Origin of the sequence: Paenibacillus canaveralius (genome assembly GCF_047238265.1) — a bacterium.
In the GTDB taxonomy this organism is placed as follows: domain Bacteria; phylum Bacillota; class Bacilli; order Paenibacillales; family NBRC-103111; genus Paenibacillus_F.
In genome coordinates this window covers 4,004,247-4,025,364 of the sequence record NZ_JBDFMM010000001.1, presented here as the reverse complement: position 1 = coordinate 4,025,364, position 21,118 = coordinate 4,004,247, and the positions used below count along the sequence as shown (strand labels likewise).

General features: G+C 56.1%; 17 protein-coding genes and 1 pseudogene. 16 read left to right on the top strand and 2 right to left on the bottom strand.

What is annotated here, in order from left to right:
- Positions 1-69: 69 nt before the first annotated feature.
- From nirB to ABC395_RS18175, 3 genes are all read left to right on the top strand, one after another.
- Positions 70-2,505 (top strand): nitrite reductase large subunit NirB, encoded by a 2,436-nt coding sequence (gene nirB / locus ABC395_RS18185; RefSeq protein WP_413005223.1) that lies wholly within the window; start codon positions 70-72, stop codon positions 2,503-2,505.
- 53 nt (positions 2,506-2,558) lie between these two features.
- Positions 2,559-2,897: a nitrite reductase small subunit NirD gene (gene nirD, locus ABC395_RS18180; protein WP_413005221.1), complete on the top strand. Its 339-nt coding sequence runs from the start codon at positions 2,559-2,561 to the stop codon at positions 2,895-2,897.
- Positions 2,898-3,001: 104 nt separating this feature from the next.
- The gene (locus tag ABC395_RS18175; RefSeq protein WP_413005219.1) at positions 3,002-3,790 is read left to right on the top strand and encodes a formate/nitrite transporter family protein; all 789 of its coding nucleotides are present in this window, start codon (positions 3,002-3,004) and stop codon (positions 3,788-3,790) included.
- 304 nt (positions 3,791-4,094) lie between these two features.
- Here ABC395_RS18175 and ABC395_RS18170 read toward each other — a convergent pair whose 3' ends face one another.
- Complete coding sequence (locus tag ABC395_RS18170; protein ID WP_413005217.1) at positions 4,095-4,820, bottom strand: Crp/Fnr family transcriptional regulator; 726 nt, start codon at positions 4,818-4,820, stop codon at positions 4,095-4,097.
- A gap of 285 nt (positions 4,821-5,105) precedes the next feature.
- Entirely contained in the window at positions 5,106-5,633 is a 528-nt protein-coding gene (locus tag ABC395_RS18165) for a hemerythrin domain-containing protein (RefSeq protein WP_103993546.1), read from the bottom strand.
- A gap of 164 nt (positions 5,634-5,797) precedes the next feature.
- On the opposite strand from ABC395_RS18165, the gene adhE reads away from it, so the two are divergent.
- The 13 genes and pseudogenes from adhE to ABC395_RS18100 all read left to right on the top strand — a co-directional run bounded on the left by adhE (position 5,798) and on the right by ABC395_RS18100 (position 21,110).
- Positions 5,798-8,404 (top strand): bifunctional acetaldehyde-CoA/alcohol dehydrogenase, encoded by a 2,607-nt coding sequence (gene adhE / locus ABC395_RS18160; protein ID WP_413005215.1) that lies wholly within the window; start codon positions 5,798-5,800, stop codon positions 8,402-8,404.
- 195 nt (positions 8,405-8,599) lie between these two features.
- Entirely contained in the window at positions 8,600-10,870 is a 2,271-nt protein-coding gene (gene pflB, locus ABC395_RS18155; protein WP_413005214.1) for a formate C-acetyltransferase, read from the top strand.
- Positions 10,871-10,911: 41 nt separating this feature from the next.
- Positions 10,912-11,670 carry a pyruvate formate-lyase-activating protein gene (pflA, locus tag ABC395_RS18150; RefSeq protein WP_413005212.1) on the top strand — a complete coding sequence of 253 codons (759 nt, stop codon included), beginning with the start codon at positions 10,912-10,914 and terminating at the stop codon, positions 11,668-11,670.
- 328 nt (positions 11,671-11,998) lie between these two features.
- Entirely contained in the window at positions 11,999-12,943 is a 945-nt protein-coding gene (locus ABC395_RS18145) for a polysaccharide deacetylase family protein (protein WP_413005210.1), read from the top strand.
- 175 nt (positions 12,944-13,118) lie between these two features.
- Positions 13,119-14,528, top strand: a complete 1,410-nt coding sequence (locus ABC395_RS18140; protein ID WP_413005208.1) for a hypothetical protein — start codon at positions 13,119-13,121, stop codon at positions 14,526-14,528.
- A gap of 20 nt (positions 14,529-14,548) precedes the next feature.
- Positions 14,549-15,266, top strand: a pseudogene (locus tag ABC395_RS18135) (response regulator transcription factor).
- On the top strand, positions 15,247-16,653 hold the full coding sequence (locus tag ABC395_RS18130; protein ID WP_413005206.1) for a HAMP domain-containing sensor histidine kinase: 1,407 nt from the start codon (positions 15,247-15,249) through the stop codon (positions 16,651-16,653). The pseudogene ABC395_RS18135 and the gene ABC395_RS18130 overlap by 20 nt, the downstream one beginning before the upstream one ends.
- A gap of 658 nt (positions 16,654-17,311) precedes the next feature.
- The gene (gene rsgA, locus ABC395_RS18125) at positions 17,312-18,388 is read left to right on the top strand and encodes a ribosome small subunit-dependent GTPase A (RefSeq protein WP_413005204.1); all 1,077 of its coding nucleotides are present in this window, start codon (positions 17,312-17,314) and stop codon (positions 18,386-18,388) included.
- A gap of 215 nt (positions 18,389-18,603) precedes the next feature.
- Entirely contained in the window at positions 18,604-18,846 is a 243-nt protein-coding gene (locus ABC395_RS18120) for a hypothetical protein (RefSeq protein ID WP_413005202.1), read from the top strand.
- 173 nt (positions 18,847-19,019) lie between these two features.
- On the top strand, positions 19,020-19,367 hold the full coding sequence (locus ABC395_RS18115) for a histidine triad nucleotide-binding protein (RefSeq protein WP_413005200.1): 348 nt from the start codon (positions 19,020-19,022) through the stop codon (positions 19,365-19,367).
- Positions 19,368-19,489: 122 nt separating this feature from the next.
- The gene (gene rpsU / locus ABC395_RS18110; RefSeq protein WP_024094532.1) at positions 19,490-19,663 is read left to right on the top strand and encodes a 30S ribosomal protein S21; all 174 of its coding nucleotides are present in this window, start codon (positions 19,490-19,492) and stop codon (positions 19,661-19,663) included.
- A gap of 16 nt (positions 19,664-19,679) precedes the next feature.
- Positions 19,680-20,120: a GatB/YqeY domain-containing protein gene (locus ABC395_RS18105; RefSeq protein WP_103993557.1), complete on the top strand. Its 441-nt coding sequence runs from the start codon at positions 19,680-19,682 to the stop codon at positions 20,118-20,120.
- A gap of 219 nt (positions 20,121-20,339) precedes the next feature.
- Positions 20,340-21,110 carry an NfeD family protein gene (locus tag ABC395_RS18100; protein WP_413005197.1) on the top strand — a complete coding sequence of 257 codons (771 nt, stop codon included), beginning with the start codon at positions 20,340-20,342 and terminating at the stop codon, positions 21,108-21,110.
- The last annotated feature ends 8 nt before the right edge of the window (positions 21,111-21,118 follow it).

Genomic DNA, 21,118 nt, shown 5'->3' with positions numbered 1-21,118 from the left:
ATACTAAGTATGTGCTTAATTTCACAAATGATTTCTTGAAAGATTGATCAAGGCAGGGGGCGTTAGACTATGAACCGCAAAAAATTGGTACTTATCGGGAACGGCATGGCAGGAGTGGGTGTGATCGAGCAAATTTTGAAAATCAACACCGGCTTGTTTGATATAACGATTGTGGGAAGCGAGCCTCATCCGAACTACAACCGGATTCAGCTCTCTTATGTGCTTGAGGGAAGCAAAACGACGGAAGAAATCGTTCTGAACGATTGGAACTGGTACCGTGAAAACGGCATTGAGCTCATGACGGGAACAACGGCTAACGCGCTGGATACGACGGCCAAAACGGTTACGACGGACCGCGGGGATGTCCTTCCTTATGACGTCCTGATTTTGGCGACGGGCTCGAAGCCTTTCATTCTGCCGGTTCCGGGCGCGGATAAGGAAGGAGTTGTCGGTTTCCGGGACATTGCCGATTGCGAAGCGATGACGGAGGCGGCCCGGATTTATAAAAAGGCGGCCGTCATCGGCGGCGGTCTCCTCGGCCTGGAAGCGGCCAAGGGCCTGTCGAAGCTGGGTATGGAAGTAACGGTGGTTCATCTGATGGAAGATTTGATGGAACGCCAGCTGGACCCGGCGGCTTCGGGAATGCTGCGGGCGGAGCTGGAGCGTCAGGGGCTGCGTTTCGCGATGGGAAAACAGACGAAAGAGCTCACCGGAGGCGTCCGCGTCGAAGGACTGGCGTTTACGGACGGAACGATGCTGGAAACGGACTTTGTCGTCATGGCGGCGGGAATCAAGCCGAACAGCGCTCTGGGCGCGGCCGGAGGCCTGGAGGTCAACCGCGGAATCGTGGTCGACGATTTCATGCGGACCTCGGCTCCGGACGTGTATGCCGTCGGCGAATGCTGCGAGCACCGCGGCGTGTGCTACGGGCTTGTCGCTCCGCTCTTTGAGCAGGGCAGCGTACTCGCCAAGCATTTGTGCGGGGGGCAGACGGCTCCTTACGAAGGGACGGTGCTGGCTACCAAGCTGAAAATATCGGGCGTGGACGTGTTCTCGGCCGGCGAGTTTCTGGATCGTCCGGATCTTACGATCGTCAAAATGCAGGATGACTGGAGAGGCGTGTACAAGAAGGTGCTCGTCCGCGGCAGCCGGATCGTCGGGGGCGTGCTGTTCGGCGATGTCAGCCAGGCGACCCAGCTTCAGCAGTGGATACGAAGCGGCCGCGAAATGACCGAAGACGTGCACGCCGCTCTGATGGGAATTCCTGCGGGAGAGGAAAGCGGCGGAGGAGCGGAGCTTCTTGCCGACGAGGATATCGTCTGCGGCTGCAACGGGGTGACGAAAGGCACCATCGTGGAAGCCGTCCGCACGCAGGGGCTTAAAACAGTCGACGAAGTGAAGGCCTGCACGGGAGCCTGCCGTTCGTGCGGAGGCTGCAAGCCGCTTGTCGAGCAGATCTTAGCGGGCGTGCTGGGTGACGGCTACGAGGCGGGCACGGCGGCCCATGGCATCTGCGGCTGTACGCAGCTCGGCCGGGACGAAATCGTGGCGGCGATGCGCGAGCGCAAGCTGACGACGATCCGCGAGACTATGACGGCTCTGAATTGGAACAATCCCGAAGGCTGCTCGAAGTGCCGTCCCGCGCTTAACTATTACTTGACGATGCTGTGGCCGGAAACGTATGTGGACGAAAAGGAATCGAGATTCGTCAACGAGCGCCTGCATGCGAACATCAACAAGGACGGCACGTATACGGTCGTCCCGCGCATGTACGGCGGCGTAAGCTCGGCGGAAGAACTGAAGCGGATCGGCGACGTGGCGGTGAAATATAACGTCCGCGCCGTCAAAATGACGGGAGGCCAGCGGATCGACCTGATGGGCGTGCGCAAGGAAGATCTTCCGAAAGTTTGGGAAGAACTCGGAATGCCTTCGGGCTACGCGTATGCCAAAGCGCTGCGCACGGTCAAGACGTGCGTGGGTTCGACCTTCTGCCGGTTCGGCACCCAGGATTCGATGGGGATGGGACAGCAACTGGAGAAAAAATTCGAAAGAATCGACATGCCCGCCAAGTTTAAAATGGCCGTAAACGGCTGCCCGCGCAACTGTGCGGAATCGTGCACCAAGGATGTCGGCATCGTCGGCAATGACGGCGGCTGGGAGATTTACATCGGCGGCAATGGGGGCATTAAACCGCGGCTTGCCGATCTTGCGGTGAAAGTGAAAACGGATGAGGAGCTTCTGGAAATTACCTCGTCGCTGATCCAGTTTTACCGGGAAACCGCCAATTACCTGGAAAGAACGTCGGATTGGGTGGAGCGGCTGGGCCTGGCTCATATCCAGCACCATGCGATCACGGATGAAGCAAACCGGCGGGAGCTGGTAAACCGTATGGAGATAGCCCTGACCCGCGCTCATGATCCTTGGCAAAAAGTGATCGGCGACCGCCAGCTCCGTCAGGAACTGTACGAAGGCGTCAACGTGCCGGTAGGACCGCCTGCGGAGTAAAGCGAATCTGACATTCAGGGGCTGCCCGGCGGCCCCAAAAGGAGGAATAATCGATGACCCGACAGCTTCAGGAAAAACCGGAAACCTACGTTTGCATCGGACGGCAAGGAGATTTTCCGGCCAGGCTCGGCAAGACCGTTTTTGTGGGAGAAGAAGAAATAGCGGTGTTTCACTTGACGGACGGCCGCCTTTTCGCACTTCAGAACCGGAGTCCTCACCGCAAGGGAGGCCCTCTCTGCGAAGGGATGGTATCGGGGGACCTGCTGTACGATCCTCTGTATGACTGGAAAATCAACCTGCTGGACGGTAAAGTGCAGGCGCCCGATACGGGGCAGGTAAAAACCTATCCGGTAAAGGTCGACGGGGAGCATGTCTGGATCGGGCTGAACTAGCCTTTTCCGGCCCTCGCCCCTCAGGCTATTCCGTACAGCACGCTTAACCGGAATGTTCACTGTCCGGCTCAACCCGTTTTCAACCCGCGAGGAGATGACGCATAATGTTTACTGAAACCGTGGAAAAAATGGCTGCCGCGGCCCTGCAGAAAAAGAATTTTCTCTCCGACAGCCTTATCCGCTACCTGACGGCGGCCGGTCTGGCCGGTGCTTACGTAGGACTCGGCATCGTCCTTATCTTTTCCGTAGGAGCGCCGTTATTCGCCGCAAAGTCGCCCGTCACGACGACGGTTATGGGGCTGTCTTTCGGAGTCGCGCTCACGCTGGTCATTTTTGCCGGCTCGGAGCTTTTTACGGGAAACAACATGTATTTCACCATCGGAACCCTTTCGCGCAAAGTCACCTGGAAGGATACGCTCGTCAACTGGTTCTGGTGCTACCTGGGAAATTTGGCGGGAGCGATGGTTCTTGTTCTGCTGGTCGTCGGTGCAGGAGTGTTCGCCAATATTAAACCGGACCATTTGTTAATGACCATTGCCGCCAAAAAAATGGCCATGGACCCTGTGCAGTTGTTTTTCCGGGGAATTCTTTGTAACTGGTTCGTCTGTCTGGCGATCTGGACATCCACGAGAGCCAAAGAGGACACGGCAAAGCTCATCCTTATCTTCTGGATGCTGTACGGCTTTATCGCATCGGGGTACGAGCACAGCGTGGCGAACATGACCGTGCTGGGGCTGGCCCTGGTCCTCCCGCACCCCGAAACGGTAACACTGGCCGGATGGTTCCATAACATGATTCCGGTGACGCTCGGAAACATTGTCGGCGGCGCCGTGTTTGTCGGGCTGCTGTATTACTTCATCTCGCCTGCGAAACGGTTGAGCGGACGGCTTTAAACATACGCAGACGCCAGGCTGCAAGCGCAAAAACTCCCTGAGTTCGAACTCAGGGAGTTTTTTTACGAGGTTCCGGCGAAGCGGGGTGCGGATACAGCTGCGGATACAGGTGTGGATACTCCTGGCACCTTTCACGAATCCCTTACGGGAACTCGGTTCAATGCCATAAGTCTGCGTTATGCTGCAGGGAACCGCCTCCCGCAACCGCTCCCGCAACCGCTCCCGGAACCGGAAGCCACAGGAATTCCGTACTTTCCGCACGGTGAGCCGCCATATCCGGTACAAACAAAAAAAGTGTGCCGGTTTACATCCGGCACACTTCTATGGGGCAGTTTTCACAGTGGCAAATGCCCTTTAAATAATTCAGATCGCGGATCACGATATAGCCGTTATCCATTTCAATCGCTTGAGCTTTGCGCAGGTCGCTGAACATACGGTTGACGCTTTCGCGGGTCGAGCCGATCATATCCGACAGCTCGGAGTGGGTGAGCTTCTTCGTAATGCGGATCGCTCCGTCCGCTTCCGGACGGCCGTATGTGTTCGACAGTCGGATGATGGTGGAGCACAGGGCTCCGGGTTTGCCGTAGAGCATCATATCGCGGTATTTCGTCTGCGTCATCCGGTGGCTGAGCCCCATCCAGCGCATGAATTCCAGGGCGAACTCGCCGCTCTGCCAGATTAGCATTTCCACGTCTTTCTTATGGGCCACGCCGATCGTGGTTTCTTCCAGCACTTCCGCGCTGTACCAATGCTTCGTGTCGTCGTAGGGATCGATCATTCCGATGAGATCGCCCTGCTGGTATAAGTAAAGCACGAGATCCTTGCCTTCGTCCGTAGACTTCGTAGCGCGTACCCGGCCGTTTTTTATGAAATAAAGCTTGTCAGCCGTATCGCCTTCCCAAAACAGATAGGCGCCGGGTTGGAGCTTCTGCTCATGCATAATATCCGTCAGTTTCTGCAAATTTTCCGTCTTAAAAGCAGCGGTATTGCGGGGATTCGTATAGTAAACGGGATTTGTGCCGGTGTTCATGATGGCTTCCCTCCTCTTTGACTTCTGCTTCCAGTATACCGGATATGACGTAAATCATATATGATAAAAATCACACTTTCCGTACAATGTTGTTTACCACGCCTGTCCGCACTCAACGCAAACCTTCCTTTTATAGAAAAAAGGACGTAAAAAACCGGAGTCCCATCCATAATGGGGCTCCGGTTTTGATAAGGGGATAAGGCGGTTCATTTGCGGCCGGTTTGCACGGAACCCCGCGTTCGGATTCGCTTTACGACCGGTCCGGCTATGCCGCAGATCCCTTTTCTACGAATAAAACTGTTCGATATCCGTCAGCATCTGCTCGGCAAGGGGGAACACCCATTCTTTCTCTTTGCGCATATGCTCAAGAAGAATGAAGCACGACTGGAGCACGTGGGATACCGAACGCTTGGCGCACAGGGGATCAAGGGTCTGGCTGTCTTCTTTGAATGCCTGGAAGAACAGGCGCAGGTTATGCACGGCCATGTTGTATTCCTGCTTCATAACGGCGGTAGGGCCCATTTTGTCGCCCGTATACAAATCCACGATAGGGAAAAGCGTCTCCTGTTCATCCTGCTGGTACTGCTGGAAAAATTTCAAGAACCGTTCGGCGCGTATCTTCAGCTGATTTAAATCGGCTTTGAGCGTATCCCGGCTTCCGGCGGCTCCGATTCCGCGTGCGAGCATTTGCAGCTCCAGCAGATCGGCCTCCAGAAATTCATGCTGCTGCTTCAAATAATATAGGGCGTCGGACAACTGGCTGCCGGGGTCCATGGCGGCATACGGCAGACGTTCCACGGTCATTGTGCTCATCGTCATTTCCTCCTGTCGGGTCCTGCGGATGATGGTAAAGCGCGCGCGTGTTTCCTGTCTTCACCATAATGCGCGGCAGATGTTTTGTCTGTGAGAAATGTCATAGTGAAAAAATTCACAAAGTCCTATAATGAGGGTGTAGATAGAACAGAGGAGGCGGAGAGATGGCTGTACAGGAAAAGGAGTCTTTGAAACCCGGCGGGGCGGCCAAAGAACAGGTAGACCGGCTGGTGCAGAAAGCGAAAAAAGCGCAGGCCGCATTTGAAGGACTGGATCAGGCCCGGATCGACCGGATCGTCCAGGAGATGGCGCTGGCGGGGGTAGACCGGCATATGTACCTCGCCAAGCTTGCGGTGGAAGAAACGGGCCGGGGCGTGTATGAAGACAAGATCATCAAGAACTTGTTCGCGACGGAGTATATTCATAACTCCGTGAAGTACGACAAAACGGTCGGCGTAATCGACGAAGACGCGACGACCGGGCTCACCTCCATCGCCGAACCGGTGGGAATTATCGCGGGGGTCACCCCGGTCACGAATCCGACCTCGACGACGATGTTTAAAGCGCTGATCGCGATAAAAACGCGGAATCCGATTATTTTCGCCTTCCATCCGTCGGCGCAGAAATGCAGCTCCGAAGCGGCCCGCGTTCTATATGAAGCGGCCGTCAGCCACGGGGCTCCGCAGGATTGCATCCAGTGGGTGGAAAAGCCATCCATGGAAGCGACGCACGAGCTTATGCACCACGAGGGAGTGGCCCTGATTCTCGCTACCGGCGGCTCGGGCATGGTCAAATCCGCCTACAGCGCCGGCAAACCCGCGCTCGGAGTTGGTCCGGGCAACGTGCCGTGCTTCATCGAGAGAACCGCGGACCTGCGCCAGGCGGTCACGGATCTGATCCTCTCGAAGACGTTTGACAACGGCATGATCTGCGCATCCGAGCAGGCCGTTATTCTGGACGAGGCGATCGCGGCGGAAGCCAAAGCGATGCTGAAGGCGCAGGGCTGTCACTTCCTGAGCGCCAAGGAAACGAAGAAGCTGTCCCAGTTCGGCATGAACGCCGGATGCGCCGTGAACGCGGCGATCGTGGGTCAGCCGGCGGTACGGATCGCCGAAATGGCCGGCTTCGAGGTTCCCGCCGGGACGAAGATCCTGATCGCCGAGCTCGACGGCGTCGGTCCGGCTTACCCGCTGTCCGCCGAGAAGCTGAGCCCCGTGCTGGCCTGCTACACGGCCGCCACGGCTCAGGCGGGCATTGCCCGGGCGGCGGAGATAGCCGCATTCGGCGGTCTCGGCCATACCTCGGTCATCCATTCCAATGACGACGGAGTGATCGCGGCTTTCGCCAAGGAGCTGCCGACCTGCCGCATTATCGTGAACGCGCCTTCGACTCACGGGGCGATCGGGGATATCTACAACGCCAATATCCCCTCGCTGACACTCGGCTGCGGTTCGTACGGACGCAATTCCACTTCTTCGAACGTAACGGCAGTCAACTTGATCAATGTCAAAAAAGTCGCACATCGGACGGTGAATATGCAGTGGTTTAAAGTGCCCGAAAAAATTTATTTCGAGAGAAACGCCACCCAGTACCTGGCCAAAATGCCGGACATCACCCGGATTCTGATCGTGACGGACCCGATGATGGTGAAGCTGGGCTACGTGGAACGTGTGGAACATTATTTGCGCCAGCGCAGAATGCCGGTTGCCGTCGAAGTTTTCAGCGATGTCGAGCCGGACCCTTCGGTCGATACCGTTGAACGCGGCACGGCCATGATGAACGCCTTCCAGCCGGACTGCATTGTGGCACTCGGCGGCGGATCGCCGATGGATGCGGCCAAAGCGATGTGGCTGTTCTACGAGTACCCCGATGTCACGTTCCATTCGCTGAAGCAGAAGTTCATGGACATTCGCAAGCGGACGTTCAAATATCCGAAGCTCGGCAAAAAGGCGAAGTTCGTTGCCATTCCGACGACTTCGGGAACAGGTTCCGAAGTGACTTCGTTCGCTGTCATCACGGATAAGCAGAACGGCCACACGAAATATCCGCTCGCCGATTACGAGCTGACGCCGGACGTGGCTATCGTGGATCCCGAATTCGTATACTCGCTTCCGAAAACGGCCGTGGCCGACACCGGCATGGATGTGCTGACCCACGCGATCGAAGCCTACGTCTCCGTCATGGCAAACGACTATACGGACGGACTGTGTCTCCAGGCCATCAAGCTCGTCTTCCGCAACCTGGAAGAGTCCCATGCGACGGGCGACAAGCTGGCGAGGGAGAAAATGCACAACGCGTCCACGATCGCCGGTATGGCCTTTGCGAACGCCTTCCTGGGCATCAACCACAGTCTGGCGCACAAGTGGGGCGGACAGTACGGAACGGCGCACGGCCGGACCAACGCGATCCTGATGCCTTACGTCATCCGGTATAATGCGGCGAAGCCGACGAAATACGCTTCGTTCCCGAAATACTCGCACTACTGCGCCGACGAACGCTATGCCGAGATCGCCCGGTTCCTGGGGCTTCCGGCCGCAACTACGGAGGAAGGCGTGAAGAGCCTTATCGACGCCATCCGCGAGCTGAACAAGAAGCTGGGCATTCCCGCTTCGTTCAAGGAACTCGGCTTCGACGCCGACGACTTCGAAAGCCGCGTCGACTATTTGGCGGACAAAGCGTTCGAAGACCAGTGCACGACCGCCAATCCGAAAATGCCGCTCGTCAGCGAGCTGGCCGAAGTATACCGGGACGCTTTCTACGGCAGAATCTGAGCGGGCAGACCGGGAATGACCGTTGGCCGAATAAGCGGAACAGAGCCGCAGCAGCCATAGCACTCGATAAGGTAAAACAGGCATAAAGACAGCAGTAACGACGGGCGCGGGCGGAAAAGTTTGCGCTGAAACGAAATAAGCTTTGCCGGGCGGCCGCTCCGCGGCCCGTCCGTTCATTCCAAGGAGGGAACAAAGATGGCTATCGAAGAGCGCGAAATGCGCATGAAGTCTGCTGAAGAGGGAGTATACCGCGGGTTCCGCAAAGGAAAGTGGCAGCACGGGATCGATGTCCGTGACTTTATCGAGCTTAACCTGACGCCTTATGAGGGAGACGAGGCTTTTCTTGCCCCTCCGACGGAAGATACGAAGGCGCTGTGGGAAGTCGTCAAGGAGTTGACCCGGCGCGAAAGAGAACAGGGAGGCGTACTCGATGTGGACGTAAACACCGTATCCACGATCGTGTCCCACGCTCCGGGCTATCTCGATAAAGACAAGGAGCGGGTAGTCGGGCTTCAGACGGATGAGCCGTTCAAGCGCTCCGTCCAGCCGTTCGGCGGCATCCGGATGATGGAAGACGCCTGCGAAGCTTACGGCTTCAAGCTGCCGGAGGACATGGTCCGGCTGTTCACGGACATCCGCAAGACGCATAACCAGGGCGTGTTCGACGCCTACACGAGCGACATGCGGGCCGCCAGAAAAGCCGGCATTATCACGGGCCTGCCGGACGCTTACGGGCGCGGACGGATCATCGGCGATTACCGCAGAGTGGCGCTGTACGGCATCGACGCCCTCGTGGCGGATAAGAAGAAGGATCTCCTTCTTCTCGAAGTGGATGCAATCACGGAGGATGTCATCCGTGCCCGCGAGGAGCTGTCCGAGCAGATCCGGGCGCTCGGCGAGCTGAAGAAGATGGCGGCCGATCACGGCTTTGATATCTCTAAGCCGGCCGCCGATGCCGGCGAAGCGTTCCAGTGGCTGTATTTCGCCTACCTGGCGGCGATCAAGGAACAGAACGGTGCGGCCATGAGTCTGGGACGGGTGTCTTCTTTCCTCGATATTTATATCGAAAGAGACCTCCGCGAAGGAACGTTGACCGAAACGCAGGCGCAGGAACTGGTCGATCATTTCGTTATGAAGCTGCGGATTGTCAAGTTCCTGCGTACGCCGGATTATAACGAGCTGTTCAGCGGGGACCCCACCTGGGTGACCGAATCTATCGGGGGCATGTCCCTGTCGGGCCGGACCCGCGTTACGAAGAACTCCATGCGGTTTCTTCATACGCTGTATAACCTGGGACCCGCTCCCGAGCCTAACCTGACGGTGCTCTGGTCCGAGCAACTGCCGGAGGCGTTCAAAAAGTACTGCGCCAAAGTCTCGATCGAAACGAGCTCCATCCAGTACGAGAACGACGACCTGATGCGTCCTTTCTACGGCGACGATTACGGCATCGCCTGCTGCGTGTCCGCCATGAAAATCGGCAAGCAGATGCAGTTCTTCGGAGCGCGGGCCAACCTGGCCAAAGCTCTCCTGTATGCCATCAACGGCGGTGTGGACGAAAAGCTCGGGATCCAGATCGGACCCGAAAGCGTGCCGGTAACGTCCGATGTGCTCGATTACGACGAGGTTATGCACAAATTCAAGGGTGTCATGGAATGGCTGGCGAAGCTGTATATGAACACGCTTAACGTGATTCACTATATGCATGACAAATACTGTTACGAGCGGATCGAAATGGCTCTGCACGACCGGGAAATCGTTCGTACGATGGCCTGCGGCATCGCCGGATTGTCCGTCGTCGCCGACTCGCTGAGCGCGATCAAATACGCCAAAGTGCGCCCGGTCCGCAACGAGAAGGGAATCGCCACCGACTTCGAAATCGAAGGCGATTACCCGATGTACGGTAATAATGACGACCGCGTCGATTCCATCGCCGTTTCGCTCGTTGAAGCGTTCATGGGCATGATCCGCAAGCACAAGGCGTACCGGGATGCGGTTCCGACCCAATCGGTCCTGACCATTACGTCCAACGTCGTCTACGGCAAAAAAACCGGCTCCACGCCGGACGGCCGCAAAGCGGGCGAACCGTTCGCGCCGGGTGCGAATCCGATGCACGGACGCGACCGCAAAGGCGCCCTGGCCTCGCTCGGCTCCGTCGCCAAACTGCCTTACGAGCACAGCCTGGACGGCATCTCGAACACGTTCTCGATCGTGCCCAAAGCGCTCGGCAAAGAACCGCAGACGCGTAAAGACAACCTCGTGCATATGCTGGACGGCTACTTCGAAAACGGAGCGCACCATCTCAACGTGAACGTATTCGACCGGCAGCAGCTTCTGGATGCGATGGAGCATCCCGAGCAGTATCCTCAGCTCACCATCCGCGTATCGGGTTATGCGGTCAACTTTATCAAACTCACCCGCGAGCAGCAGCTCGACGTTATTAACCGGACGTTCCACGGCGCCATGTAACGAGGGACCGGGGCACGCCGAAGCAAAGGACGTGTGTAGTCATGAAAGGCAGAATCCATTCCATCGAAACGTTCGGCACGGTAGACGGCCCCGGTATCCGGTTTGTTCTCTTCATGCAGGGCTGCGCCCTGCAGTGCGGCTACTGTCACAATCCCGATACGTGGGACACCTGCGGAGGACGGACGGTGACCGTCGATGAAATCCTCGCCGAAATGGAGCCCTATCTTCCGTATTACCGGAAGTCGGGCGGGGGGATCACCGTAACGGGGGGAGAGCCGACGCTGCAGGCGGCGTTTGTCGCGGAGCTTTTTAAAGCGTGCAAGGAACGCTTCGGCGTGAACACGGCGCTCGATTCTTCGGGCTTTTGCGAAGTGGGCCACGAGCATGTCCGCGAGCTTTTCGAAGAAACGGACCTGGTCCTGCTCGATCTGAAAATGATGGACCGCGAGAAGCATATCGCGCTGACGAGCCAGCCCAACGACAAAATCCTGCGCACGGCGCGCTGGCTTTCCGATCACGGCAGGCCGATGTGGATCCGTCGGGTGCTCGTTCCCGGCATGACGGATACGGAAGACGAACTGGAGCGGCTCGGTTCTTTTCTCGGCAGTCTGGCGACCGTCGAAAAATTCGAGATTCTTCCTTATCACCGGATGGGGACCTATAAATGGGATCTTCTTCAGCGGGAATATCCGCTTAAAGACGCCCGCACGCCGACGGAAGAAGAAGTCGCGAGAGCGTATGAGCTTATCGGGCGCGCCCAAAGCCGGGACGTTTCTAAGGAAAGCTGCCAGCCTCTCTAAAAATTGGTCTTTACAGGAAATAAAACTTTTACTATATTTAAGCTTTCGGCCTTCGTGCCGGAAGCTTTTTTTCGTCATGCTTGTACATTTTTTTACAATTGTAACGGCCGTGTAACGTCATCTTTGTTCAAATGTAATGGTTTCGTAACTACTTGTGTCGAAAGTTGGAGTACACTTAGGGTAAGGTAACACGTTGAAGGGAACGGACCCGGGAAATACAGGAGAAGACGCGATGCCGCGTCTGTCGTTCCTATGTGCTGGAAGTCATAGACAGGCTGGTAGGTTCATAGAAATCAGCCGGAGTAACAAATGGGAGATGGAAGGAATCATGAAAAAAAGAAAAGTGTTCAGACTGCGCTATGTCCTGATGATAGCGCTGGGGTTGTTTATTGCATACAATGTCAGCCATGCATTGTTGACCAAGGAAGCGGCTTCGGGCTCCACCAAGGAAGATACGGCGGCCACGCCGATCCCGACGCCGGTGCCGACCGTGAAGGAACCGGAGAATACGCCCGACAAGAGCGCAAGTCCCGATCCGAGCAAGACGCCGGTGCCGACGCGCAAGCCCGATCCTACTCCGACACCGACGGCAACGCCCACGCCGACTCCTACGCCGCAGACGACGCAACCTCCGCAGGGAGGCGGCTCGGCAAATACGGCTTCGCCGGTCTATTCCGTCCACACCAAGAATAAACTCGTGGCGCTGACGTTCGACGACGGCCCGGATCTGCACTGGACGCCGCAAGTTCTGGAAGTGCTGGGCAAGTACAACGCGAAAGCGACGTTCTTCCTGGTCGGACGCCAGGTCGACAAATATCCCGAAATGGTGAAGCGGATCGAGGCCGAAGGCCACGCGATCGGTAACCATACCTGGAGTCACGCGCAGCTGCCCAAGCTGACGCCCGAGCAGGCCCGTGAACAGATGACGAGCACGGACGAAGCGCTCAAGAGAGCGCTCGGCAAGGGAACCTATCTGTTCCGTGCTCCGTACGGCGCCGTCAACGATAACGTCAAAGCGGTAGCCGCCCAGCAGGGGCAGCTTATCATCGGCTGGTCGATCGACACGAAAGACTGGGCCGGTAATACGCCGGATCAGATTATGAACAATGTGAAACAGCATATTCATCCCGGCAGCATCATCCTGCAGCACAGCTTCGGAGGCAAAGGCGGGGACCTCAGCAATACCGTGGAGGCCACCCGGAGAATTTGCGAGTATCTGCAGGCTCAGGGCTATCAGTTTGTTACCGTGCCGGAATTGTTGGCCGCGAAATAATGAAGTGCCCCGGTAGCGGCTTTGCGGAAGGCTGCCGAACCGGCGGAAGCGAGCCGTCCATGCCGTATTTGCCGGCATCGGACGGTTTTTTCGTTCGCGTCCATGCAGAATTTTCAGGTCCTGCTTCCGGGACAGCTTTGCTATAATGGTACCAGCACTAGAAAAGGGGAATGTCATGAAGAGAAGAATCAAATGGATACCGCGACCGGCAGCGGGCCTGCTGACGGCCGGACTCTCCATGCTGCTGCTCAGCGGCTGCCAGCTCATATCTTCTTCTCCCGCCGCTTTGCTGAAGGCCCCGGCCATGAGCTCAAGCCTGTATCAGCTCAAAGAGGCGGTGACCCACTATCTGCCTCCGGGCGCGGTGCTCAACACGCCGCTCAAGCTGCCCGACAACTCGGCGGCCGGCCCGATTTACCAGGTGGACCTTAACGGGGACAACCAGAAGGAGGCCGTCGCCTTTTACAGGCTGCAGAAGAACGAGTTTGAACTGGGGGCCCTCATTCTCGAGCAAGTGAACGAAGAATGGCGGAAGGTCACCGATATTCATGAGCTCGGCAGAGAAATCGACCGCGTCGACTTCGTGGACGTTACGGGAGACGGGGCTCCGGAAATGCTCGTAGGCTGGAGTGCCGGAGAGGCCGTTAACCTCAACAAGGAATTGTTCGTTTATTCCATGAAAGGCTCGGTAGTGAGCCAGATGGAGAAAATACCGTACACCGAGATCGCGATCGGCGATCTGACCGGCGACGAAGTGCCCGAAGTGGCCGCCCTGCTTCTCGACCGCGACAAGCTGGACGCTTCCGCTTCTTTATACTCGTTCAAGAACGGGGAGAAGAAGCTGATGCAGAAGCTGCCCATGGACGGCGGCGTCAATGGTTACTACCAGGTCGTGATCGGCAAAGCGACCGACTCGCAGAACGGGATTTTCGTGGACGCGGGGCTGGGTGCCAATACGTCCTACACCTCACTCCTGGTCTGGAACAACGGCAAACTGAAAGACGTTTTCAGTGTCAAGGACGAACAGGGGAACGTTCAAACTTTCAAAGAATACAAAGGAAGATCCCAGGACGTCAACGGGGACGGTATCATGGAGATCGAGCTGCTCAAGATCCCTCCGTTTATCGAAAACAGCAACCCGACCGATATGCCCTGGATTCACCAGTGGTACCAGTGGGACGGCGCGAACGGGCTCAAATGGGTGCACGAAAATTACTACGATAACAACGTCACGTACCGGTTTGATTTTCCCGAATCGTGGAGAGGCAAAATTACGCTGGAACGGTCCAAAAGCGATCGTGCCGACGGGTACACGACTTTTTATTATTTAAGCGCGAACCGTAAGGAAAAAGCGGAACTGCTGACCATCCGGTATTATCCGACGGAGCAGTGGGAGAACATGAAAAACGAGCTGCAGAAGAAGGAAATCGACTTCGTGGAGCTTGATACGTCTTACGGACGCAAAACCGTGGCGTTTTTACCGGAGAAGCCGACGAATCTGTCCGTCAAATCCTTGCAGGAATATAACCAGATGAAAATCGGATTAAAAGATATACAGGAGCGGCTGAAGCCGGTCTATTATTAGAGAAGGGGAGGGAGACCGGAATGAGAGTACTGATTTTGGAAGATGAAGAATCGATCCGAGGATTTATCCGGATTAATCTTAAACGCAACGATATTGATGTTACGGAAGCGGCGACGGGCGAGGAAGCCCTCCAGCTTGTAAAGGATGAAGGCCCTTTTCACATCGCCATTCTGGACGTAATGCTCCCGACTCAACTATCGGGATTCGACGTGTGCGCGCAGTCTGCGGAAAATGTACCCGAAAATGGGCATCATCATGCTGACCGCGAAATCGCAGGATACGGACAAAGCCGAAGGGCTGGAGATCGGAGCGGACGATTACGTCACGAAGCCGTTCAGCCCGGTGGAGCTCATCGCGAGAATTAAGGCGCTGTACCGGAGGCTGGAAATTCCCGAGCAGGAATCGGTTAAACAGAGCCTGAGCTCCGGCATTTTTACGCTGCAATTGAAGGAACGGAAACTGTTTAAGGGAAGGGCCGAAATCGATATCACGCCGACCGAGTTTGCCATTCTGAAGCTGTTCATGGAGCAGCCCGACCAGGGGATTTCCCGGGATGAAATTTTGGATGCCGTCTGGGGCAAGCATTTTGTCGGCGATTTAAAAATCGTGGACGTCAACATCCGCCGTATCCGTCAAAAAATCGAGGTAGATCCGTCGCACCCTGCACATATCGAAACCGTTTGGGGTTATGGGTACCTCTGGAAGAAGGAATCCGCCCTTGAGCAGCATAAGGAGTAAAGTCGTCTGGAATTTTTTGCTCATCATCGTATTTATTGTGCTGCTTCTCGGAGGCTTGTTTCTGGGAACCATCTATCAATATTATTACGGGAGCGCCCTGCAGGCGTTAAGCGAACGCGCCAAATTCACCGTCGACTACAATAACCGCTACAATTCGCTTTCTCCTCTTCAGGAGCGGGCCCGCAATATTTTAAAAGAGCTTGCGAAAGACGAAATCAGCCGGGTCGAAGTCGTGGATCTGGAAGGCAATCTGATCCGGGATTCGTACGGATTCACCTCCAAGCGGAAAATCGATACATCCGACGTCCAGTCCGCTCTGCTGGGAGAACCGGGCAAATGGATCGGATTGAATACGGATACCAAAGAGAGGATTATGGCACTGTCGTATCCGCTTAAAAACGGAGACCGGGTCGTAGGCGTCCTGCGCTACACGACCTCGATCGAACAAGTCGACCGGATGGTCATGCGGACCGCCTGGATTATCATCGGCATCGGGGTGGCCGTTATTCTCGTTTCGCTGGCGGTCAGCCTGCTTCTCGCGAACCGGATCGTACGGCCGATCCGCGAAGTTACGGATGTCGCCCAAAGCATGGCCCAGGGGGATTTTCACAACAAGGCCGTCAAACGGCATGACGACGAGGTCGGACATCTTGCGGATACGCTTAACTACATGGCGGATGAAATTCTCCGCAACGACCGCCTGAAGAACGAGTTCATCTCCTCGATTTCCCATGAGCTGCGGACGCCGCTGACGTCGATTAAAGGCTGGAGCGAGACGCTGGTTTCCGGGGACCTCAACGAGAAGGAAGAAACGCTCACGGGCCTTTCCGTCATCTCCAAAGAAACGGACCGGCTTATCGGGCTGGTTGAAGATCTTCTTGATTTCTCCAAGCTCCAGTCGGGCAATATGAAAATGCACCGTGAACCGGTGGACGTCAACCGTCTTGTGAAAGATATTTACCAGCAGTTCGCGGGCAACTGCCAGCGGCGCAGAATGGAGCTGCAAATTTCTCTCGCGGAGAACAGCCTTTACGTTTTCGGAGATCAGAACCGGCTTAAGCAGGTATTGATCAACTTGCTTGACAATGCGATGAAATTTACGCAGGAAAACGGGGTCATCCGCATCATGACCCGCGTGGAAGGCAGTCAGGTGCAGCTGATCGTGGAAGATGAAGGCGAGGGGATTTCGCCGGAAGCGGTGAAGTATGTGACGGAGAAATTTTACAAGGCCGACAACCGGCAGCCGGGCAGCGGCCTCGGCCTGTCGATCTGCCAGGAAATCGCCCAGCTGCACGGAGGAACGCTGCTGGTTACGAGCGAGCTCGGCCAGGGAACGACCGTTACGGTCGAGCTGCCGCGCATGCCGGAAGAAGAAAAGGCCCTGTAAATGGACAGCCGTCAAGCGGTAAAGCCCGTAAAGCCGTAAACTCCGTAAACCCCGTGAACCCCGTGAACCCCGTGAACCCCGTGAACCCCGTCAAGCCGCCAAGCCTTACCTCCGAGCTAATCCTCGAGGGGGTGCCGTGAGGCGGACCCACGTTCACCCGAGACACTTTGTGAGGGGCTGCTATAAGGCGGTTGACCCAGCCTCTCCGGGGAACGCGCGGGCATATACGACGCGGCGCGTCCCTCCAAGGGCCGCTATCCGCGGCAAGCTTGAGCCGGATGCGTGAACTGATTTGCGCACGGGCACAGGCTCCCGGCGCAAAGCGGGAGCGCAAGCGTGCCGCCGCGCGGTCCGTCCGGCGGTACGCGGCTTTTACGGTATTTCCCGTATTCACTCACGAGCGTTATACGGGGCGGAGTATACATAGAAGTTCCGACAAAAGACCCGGCTCGATTGCCGGGTCTTTTTTGCCGTTCCCGCTGCGGGTGAGAAGGCGCATAGGCAGCCGGCTGCCGGGCTTGCCGATGCGGCATAAGTCTTATATGCCGGATACAGAAGCCGGGATGTAAAAAACAGCTATGAATGATTGTTTCCCGGTTAATTCTGACCGCTTCCTGTTAGACTGGGAAGCAGACAGGATGAAAGGTGTGTTTACGGATTGAATTTAACTGAACTGGGCTGGAACGAAGAGCTCCGGCAAGCTTTAACGGATATGTCCGCGGAAGGTCTCACGGCAGGCCGCGTCGCGCTTGAACATAAGAGAATGTACCGGGTCAAAACCGGCTCCGGCGAGGTGCTCGCCGAGGTGTCGGGCAGTATGCGCTACCAGGCGCGCAGCCGCGGAGATTACCCCGCGGTCGGCGATTGGGTGGCTTTAAGCGTCCGCGAGGAAGAGGGCCGCGCCACGATTCACGGCGTTCTGCCCAGAAAAAGCATGTTCGTCCGCAAAGTGGCGGGCAACGTGAACGAAGAGCAAATTGTCGCCGCGAACGTCGATGTTATCTTCATTGTCAACGCGCTCAACGGGGATTATAATCTCCGCCGGCTGGAGCGTTACCTCGTCATGGCATGGGAGAGCGGCGCCTCTCCCGTCATCATCCTCAGCAAGGCGGACTTGTGCGCCTCGCCCGAGGAAGTGGCCCTCCGGGTCGCCGAGACGGAGGCCATAGCGCCGGGCGTACCCGTCCATGCCGTCAGCTCTCTCCTCGGCGAAGGAGTGGAGGACCTCCGCTCCGCCTACCTCGGCATCGGACGGACGGTCGCAGTCGCGGGTTCCTCCGGAGCGGGGAAGTCCACGCTCCTCAACGCGCTGCTGGGCCGCGAGGCCATGGAAACCGGCGAGATCCGGGAAGATGACGCCCGGGGCCGCCATACGACGACCCACCGCGAGCTGCTTCTGCTCCCCGGCGGAGGCGTGCTGATCGATACGCCGGGCATGCGCGAGCTCCAGTTGTGGGAGGCGGACAGCGGTCTCAGCCAGTCGTTCGACGATGTCGGGACGCTGGCGGCCTCCTGCCGCTTTCCGGACTGCCGCCACAACAGCGAGCCGGGCTGCGCCGTAAGAGGCGCCATAGAAGACGGGACGCTGGACCGTGCGCGCTATGACAGCTATGTCAAGCTGCAGAAGGAGCTTGCCTTCCTGGCCCGCAAGGAGAGCAAGGCTCTCCAGACGGTCGAGAAGGACAAGTGGAAGAAGCTTCACAAGGAGATGAGGCGCAAGCCTTTCAAACCATAAAATTTGCGTATCCGGGCAAAAATCAGCCGGCACGGATTCGACGCAGACGCAACACCTCCTCTAATTCAACTAAATTGCGCATATCAGTGGCCTTTCGCCCAGCCGTGCATATGTTGAAGGCAGGAGGTGTTTGTTGATGCAGAAACACGAAGCGAAAAACTTGTGTCAGCAGCATAAATACCGGTACGTTCTCATTCAGTCTGAACGACGGTACGGTGCATGACGGCATTATCGAGAGTGTGGACGATGATTATGTTTACCTGGCGATTCCCGTGGAAGGAAGAGCCGGCGGCGAAAGCGAGACGCGGGCGTTCGGCTGGGGATACCCGTATTACGGCTATCCCTATTACGGGTATTTTCCGTACGGCGGCTATCCCTATTATCCGCGGCGCCGTTTTTACCGGGGGTTCTTCCCTCTGGCGGCTCTTACCGCGCTTTCGCTGCTTCCGTATTATTAACACAAAGCCCGATGACCGCCGAGAGACAAAACCGTCTTCCGGCGGTTCCCTTTTTTTCGGGGAGGCCGCTCACTTTTTATTTTCTTTTTCCCCCGTTATTCAGTATGATGAAAATATACATACAACCATGTGCTCATGAGCATGTACGACACGATAAAGGAGGAGACGAAACAGTGGATTGCTTATTCTGCAAAATCAGGGATGGACACATTCCTTCCAAGCAGGTATACGAAGACGAGCATGTGCTGGCTTTTCACGATATCCAGCCGGCCGCTCCGGTTCATATCCTGATCATTCCTAAGAAGCATATCGCATCGATGAAAGACGCGGGAGAAGAAGACTGGGCGCTGATCGGTTCGGTTCACAAGGCCGCGCAGCAAATCGCCCGGGATTCCGGTATCGAAGAGAGCGGCTACCGGCTCATTAACAACTGCGGACCCGACAGCGGACAAGTGGTTTTCCACATCCATTACCACCTGCTCGGCGGTACGAATTTGGGCCCTCTAGTAGCTCAAAGATAATTCATAGAATTTATTGTCATAGGAGTAAAGCTTTTAGGTTGACACCTATTAATGTTTTCCCCTATAATGAAGTTTGATGAACCGCTTTGATTGGACGGTCTGTTCGGAGGGAGGGAAAACTGGTGTCAGAAACTCGAGTTCGCAAGAATGAAACCATAGATGCTGCACTTCGCCGCTTTAAGCGTTCCATTGCTAAGGATGGCGTATTGGCGGAGATTAAAAAGCGCAAGCACTACGAGAAGCCGAGCGTTAAGCGCAAAAAGAAATCTGAGGCTGCTCGTAAGAGAAAGTTCTAGGAGGCAACCCAAGTTCATGAGCTTAAGCGAACGTTTGAACGATGATATGAAGCAAGCGATGAAGAGTCAAGACAAGTTTACACTCTCCGTAATCCGTATGGTAAAAGCATCTATCAAGAATATCGAGATAGACCAGCGCCGAGCCTTAGATGACAATGAAGTGCTTGATGTTCTGAATCGCGAAGTCAAACAACGCAAAGATTCCCTCCAAGAATTTAAAAATGCCGGCCGGGACGATTTGGCCGACAGCCTGCACGCTGAGATCGACATTCTAATGAAGTACCTGCCGCAGCAGTTAACAGAGGAAGAAGTAAGCGCAATTGTAAAGCAGACCATCCAAGAAGTTGGCGCTTCCTCCAAAGCGGATATGGGAAAAGTTATGTCGGCTCTCATGCCGAAAGTAAAAGGACGGGCTGACGGGAAATTAGTAAACCAACTGGTGCAACAAAACCTGTAATAAACCGACGGGGTCGGGAGCAGCGATGCTTCCGGCCTTTTTTCATAGCCGGAAAACGATAAAACGGGCACCGCCGAGCAAACTAGCTTATGCGGTTAATGGCGTTAGTCCGTGGAGCCTGCCGCCAAATTTTGAACATTTGGTGAAACGTTTTTCATTCCGTTACGTAATAAGAACTAAACGAACTAAATGAAGGCTACAGGGTTAGGAGGAGAAGCCATGATCAGCTTACGAAGAACATTTCTGGGCTGTGCCGCGGTCCTCGGATCAGTCGGCTGCCTGCCCGGTCTGGCGGCGGCGTCCGCCGGAACTGCGGCGCAGCAGGGCTTTACGAGTGCGCTCGGCGGTTTCCTGACACATCCGGCCGTTGCCGCAATCCTGCTTCTGATCGGGATTGTCGGAATCGGACTTGAACTGCTTTTCTGGACGTTCGGTCTTCTCGGATCGATCGGGGTTATCGGCTTCGGGCTTTATTTTCTCGGCAATTATCTAGCCGGGGGAGCGGGATCGGGAGATATCGGCCTGTTTGTTTTGGGCGTGCTGCTTTTGCTGCTTGAACTGGTCATTCCAAGCTTCGGCATACTCGGAATCGCCGGGAGCATCTCCTTGTTCAGCGGAGTGATTCTGGCGGCCGATAATCCTCAGACAGCTGCGCTTTTGCTTGTTATCGCTTTCGTGGCGGCAGTTGTTCTACTCTTTATCGCCGTGAAGAAATTTCCGGCAAGGGGAGTGTGGAACCGGTTTATCCTCAAGGAGGAGCTTACGACCGAACAAGGTTTTGTGTCCAGTTCGTTCAAGCTGCATCTTGTGGGGCAGACGGGAACTTCGCTTACTCCGCTTCGCCCGTCCGGCACGGCCCAGTTTGGGGAAGACCGGGTGGATGTGGTGACGGAAGGCGGATTTATTCCGGCGGGACGCCTTGTCAAAGTCGTTCTTGTGGAAGGCAGCAGAGTCGTGGTGCATGAAGAAGAAGCCGGCGCAGAAAAATAAAGTACAGC

Excerpts from the sequence above, each read along its gene's own strand:
- nirB (WP_413005223.1), top strand. The coding sequence starts at position 70 with ATGAACCGCAAAAAATTGGTACTTATCGGGAACGGCATGGCAGGAGTG.
- nirD (WP_413005221.1), top strand. The coding sequence starts at position 2,559 with ATGACCCGACAGCTTCAGGAAAAACCGGAAACCTACGTTTGCATCGGA.
- ABC395_RS18175 (WP_413005219.1), top strand. The coding sequence starts at position 3,002 with ATGTTTACTGAAACCGTGGAAAAAATGGCTGCCGCGGCCCTGCAGAAA.
- ABC395_RS18170 (WP_413005217.1), bottom strand. The coding sequence starts at position 4,820 with ATGAACACCGGCACAAATCCCGTTTACTATACGAATCCCCGCAATACC.
- ABC395_RS18165 (WP_103993546.1), bottom strand. The coding sequence starts at position 5,633 with ATGAGCACAATGACCGTGGAACGTCTGCCGTATGCCGCCATGGACCCC.
- adhE (WP_413005215.1), top strand. The coding sequence starts at position 5,798 with ATGGCTGTACAGGAAAAGGAGTCTTTGAAACCCGGCGGGGCGGCCAAA.
- pflB (WP_413005214.1), top strand. The coding sequence starts at position 8,600 with ATGGCTATCGAAGAGCGCGAAATGCGCATGAAGTCTGCTGAAGAGGGA.
- pflA (WP_413005212.1), top strand. The coding sequence starts at position 10,912 with ATGAAAGGCAGAATCCATTCCATCGAAACGTTCGGCACGGTAGACGGC.
- ABC395_RS18145 (WP_413005210.1), top strand. The coding sequence starts at position 11,999 with ATGAAAAAAAGAAAAGTGTTCAGACTGCGCTATGTCCTGATGATAGCG.
- ABC395_RS18140 (WP_413005208.1), top strand. The coding sequence starts at position 13,119 with ATGAAGAGAAGAATCAAATGGATACCGCGACCGGCAGCGGGCCTGCTG.
- ABC395_RS18105 (WP_103993557.1), top strand. The coding sequence starts at position 19,680 with ATGAGCTTAAGCGAACGTTTGAACGATGATATGAAGCAAGCGATGAAG.
- ABC395_RS18100 (WP_413005197.1), top strand. The coding sequence starts at position 20,340 with ATGATCAGCTTACGAAGAACATTTCTGGGCTGTGCCGCGGTCCTCGGA.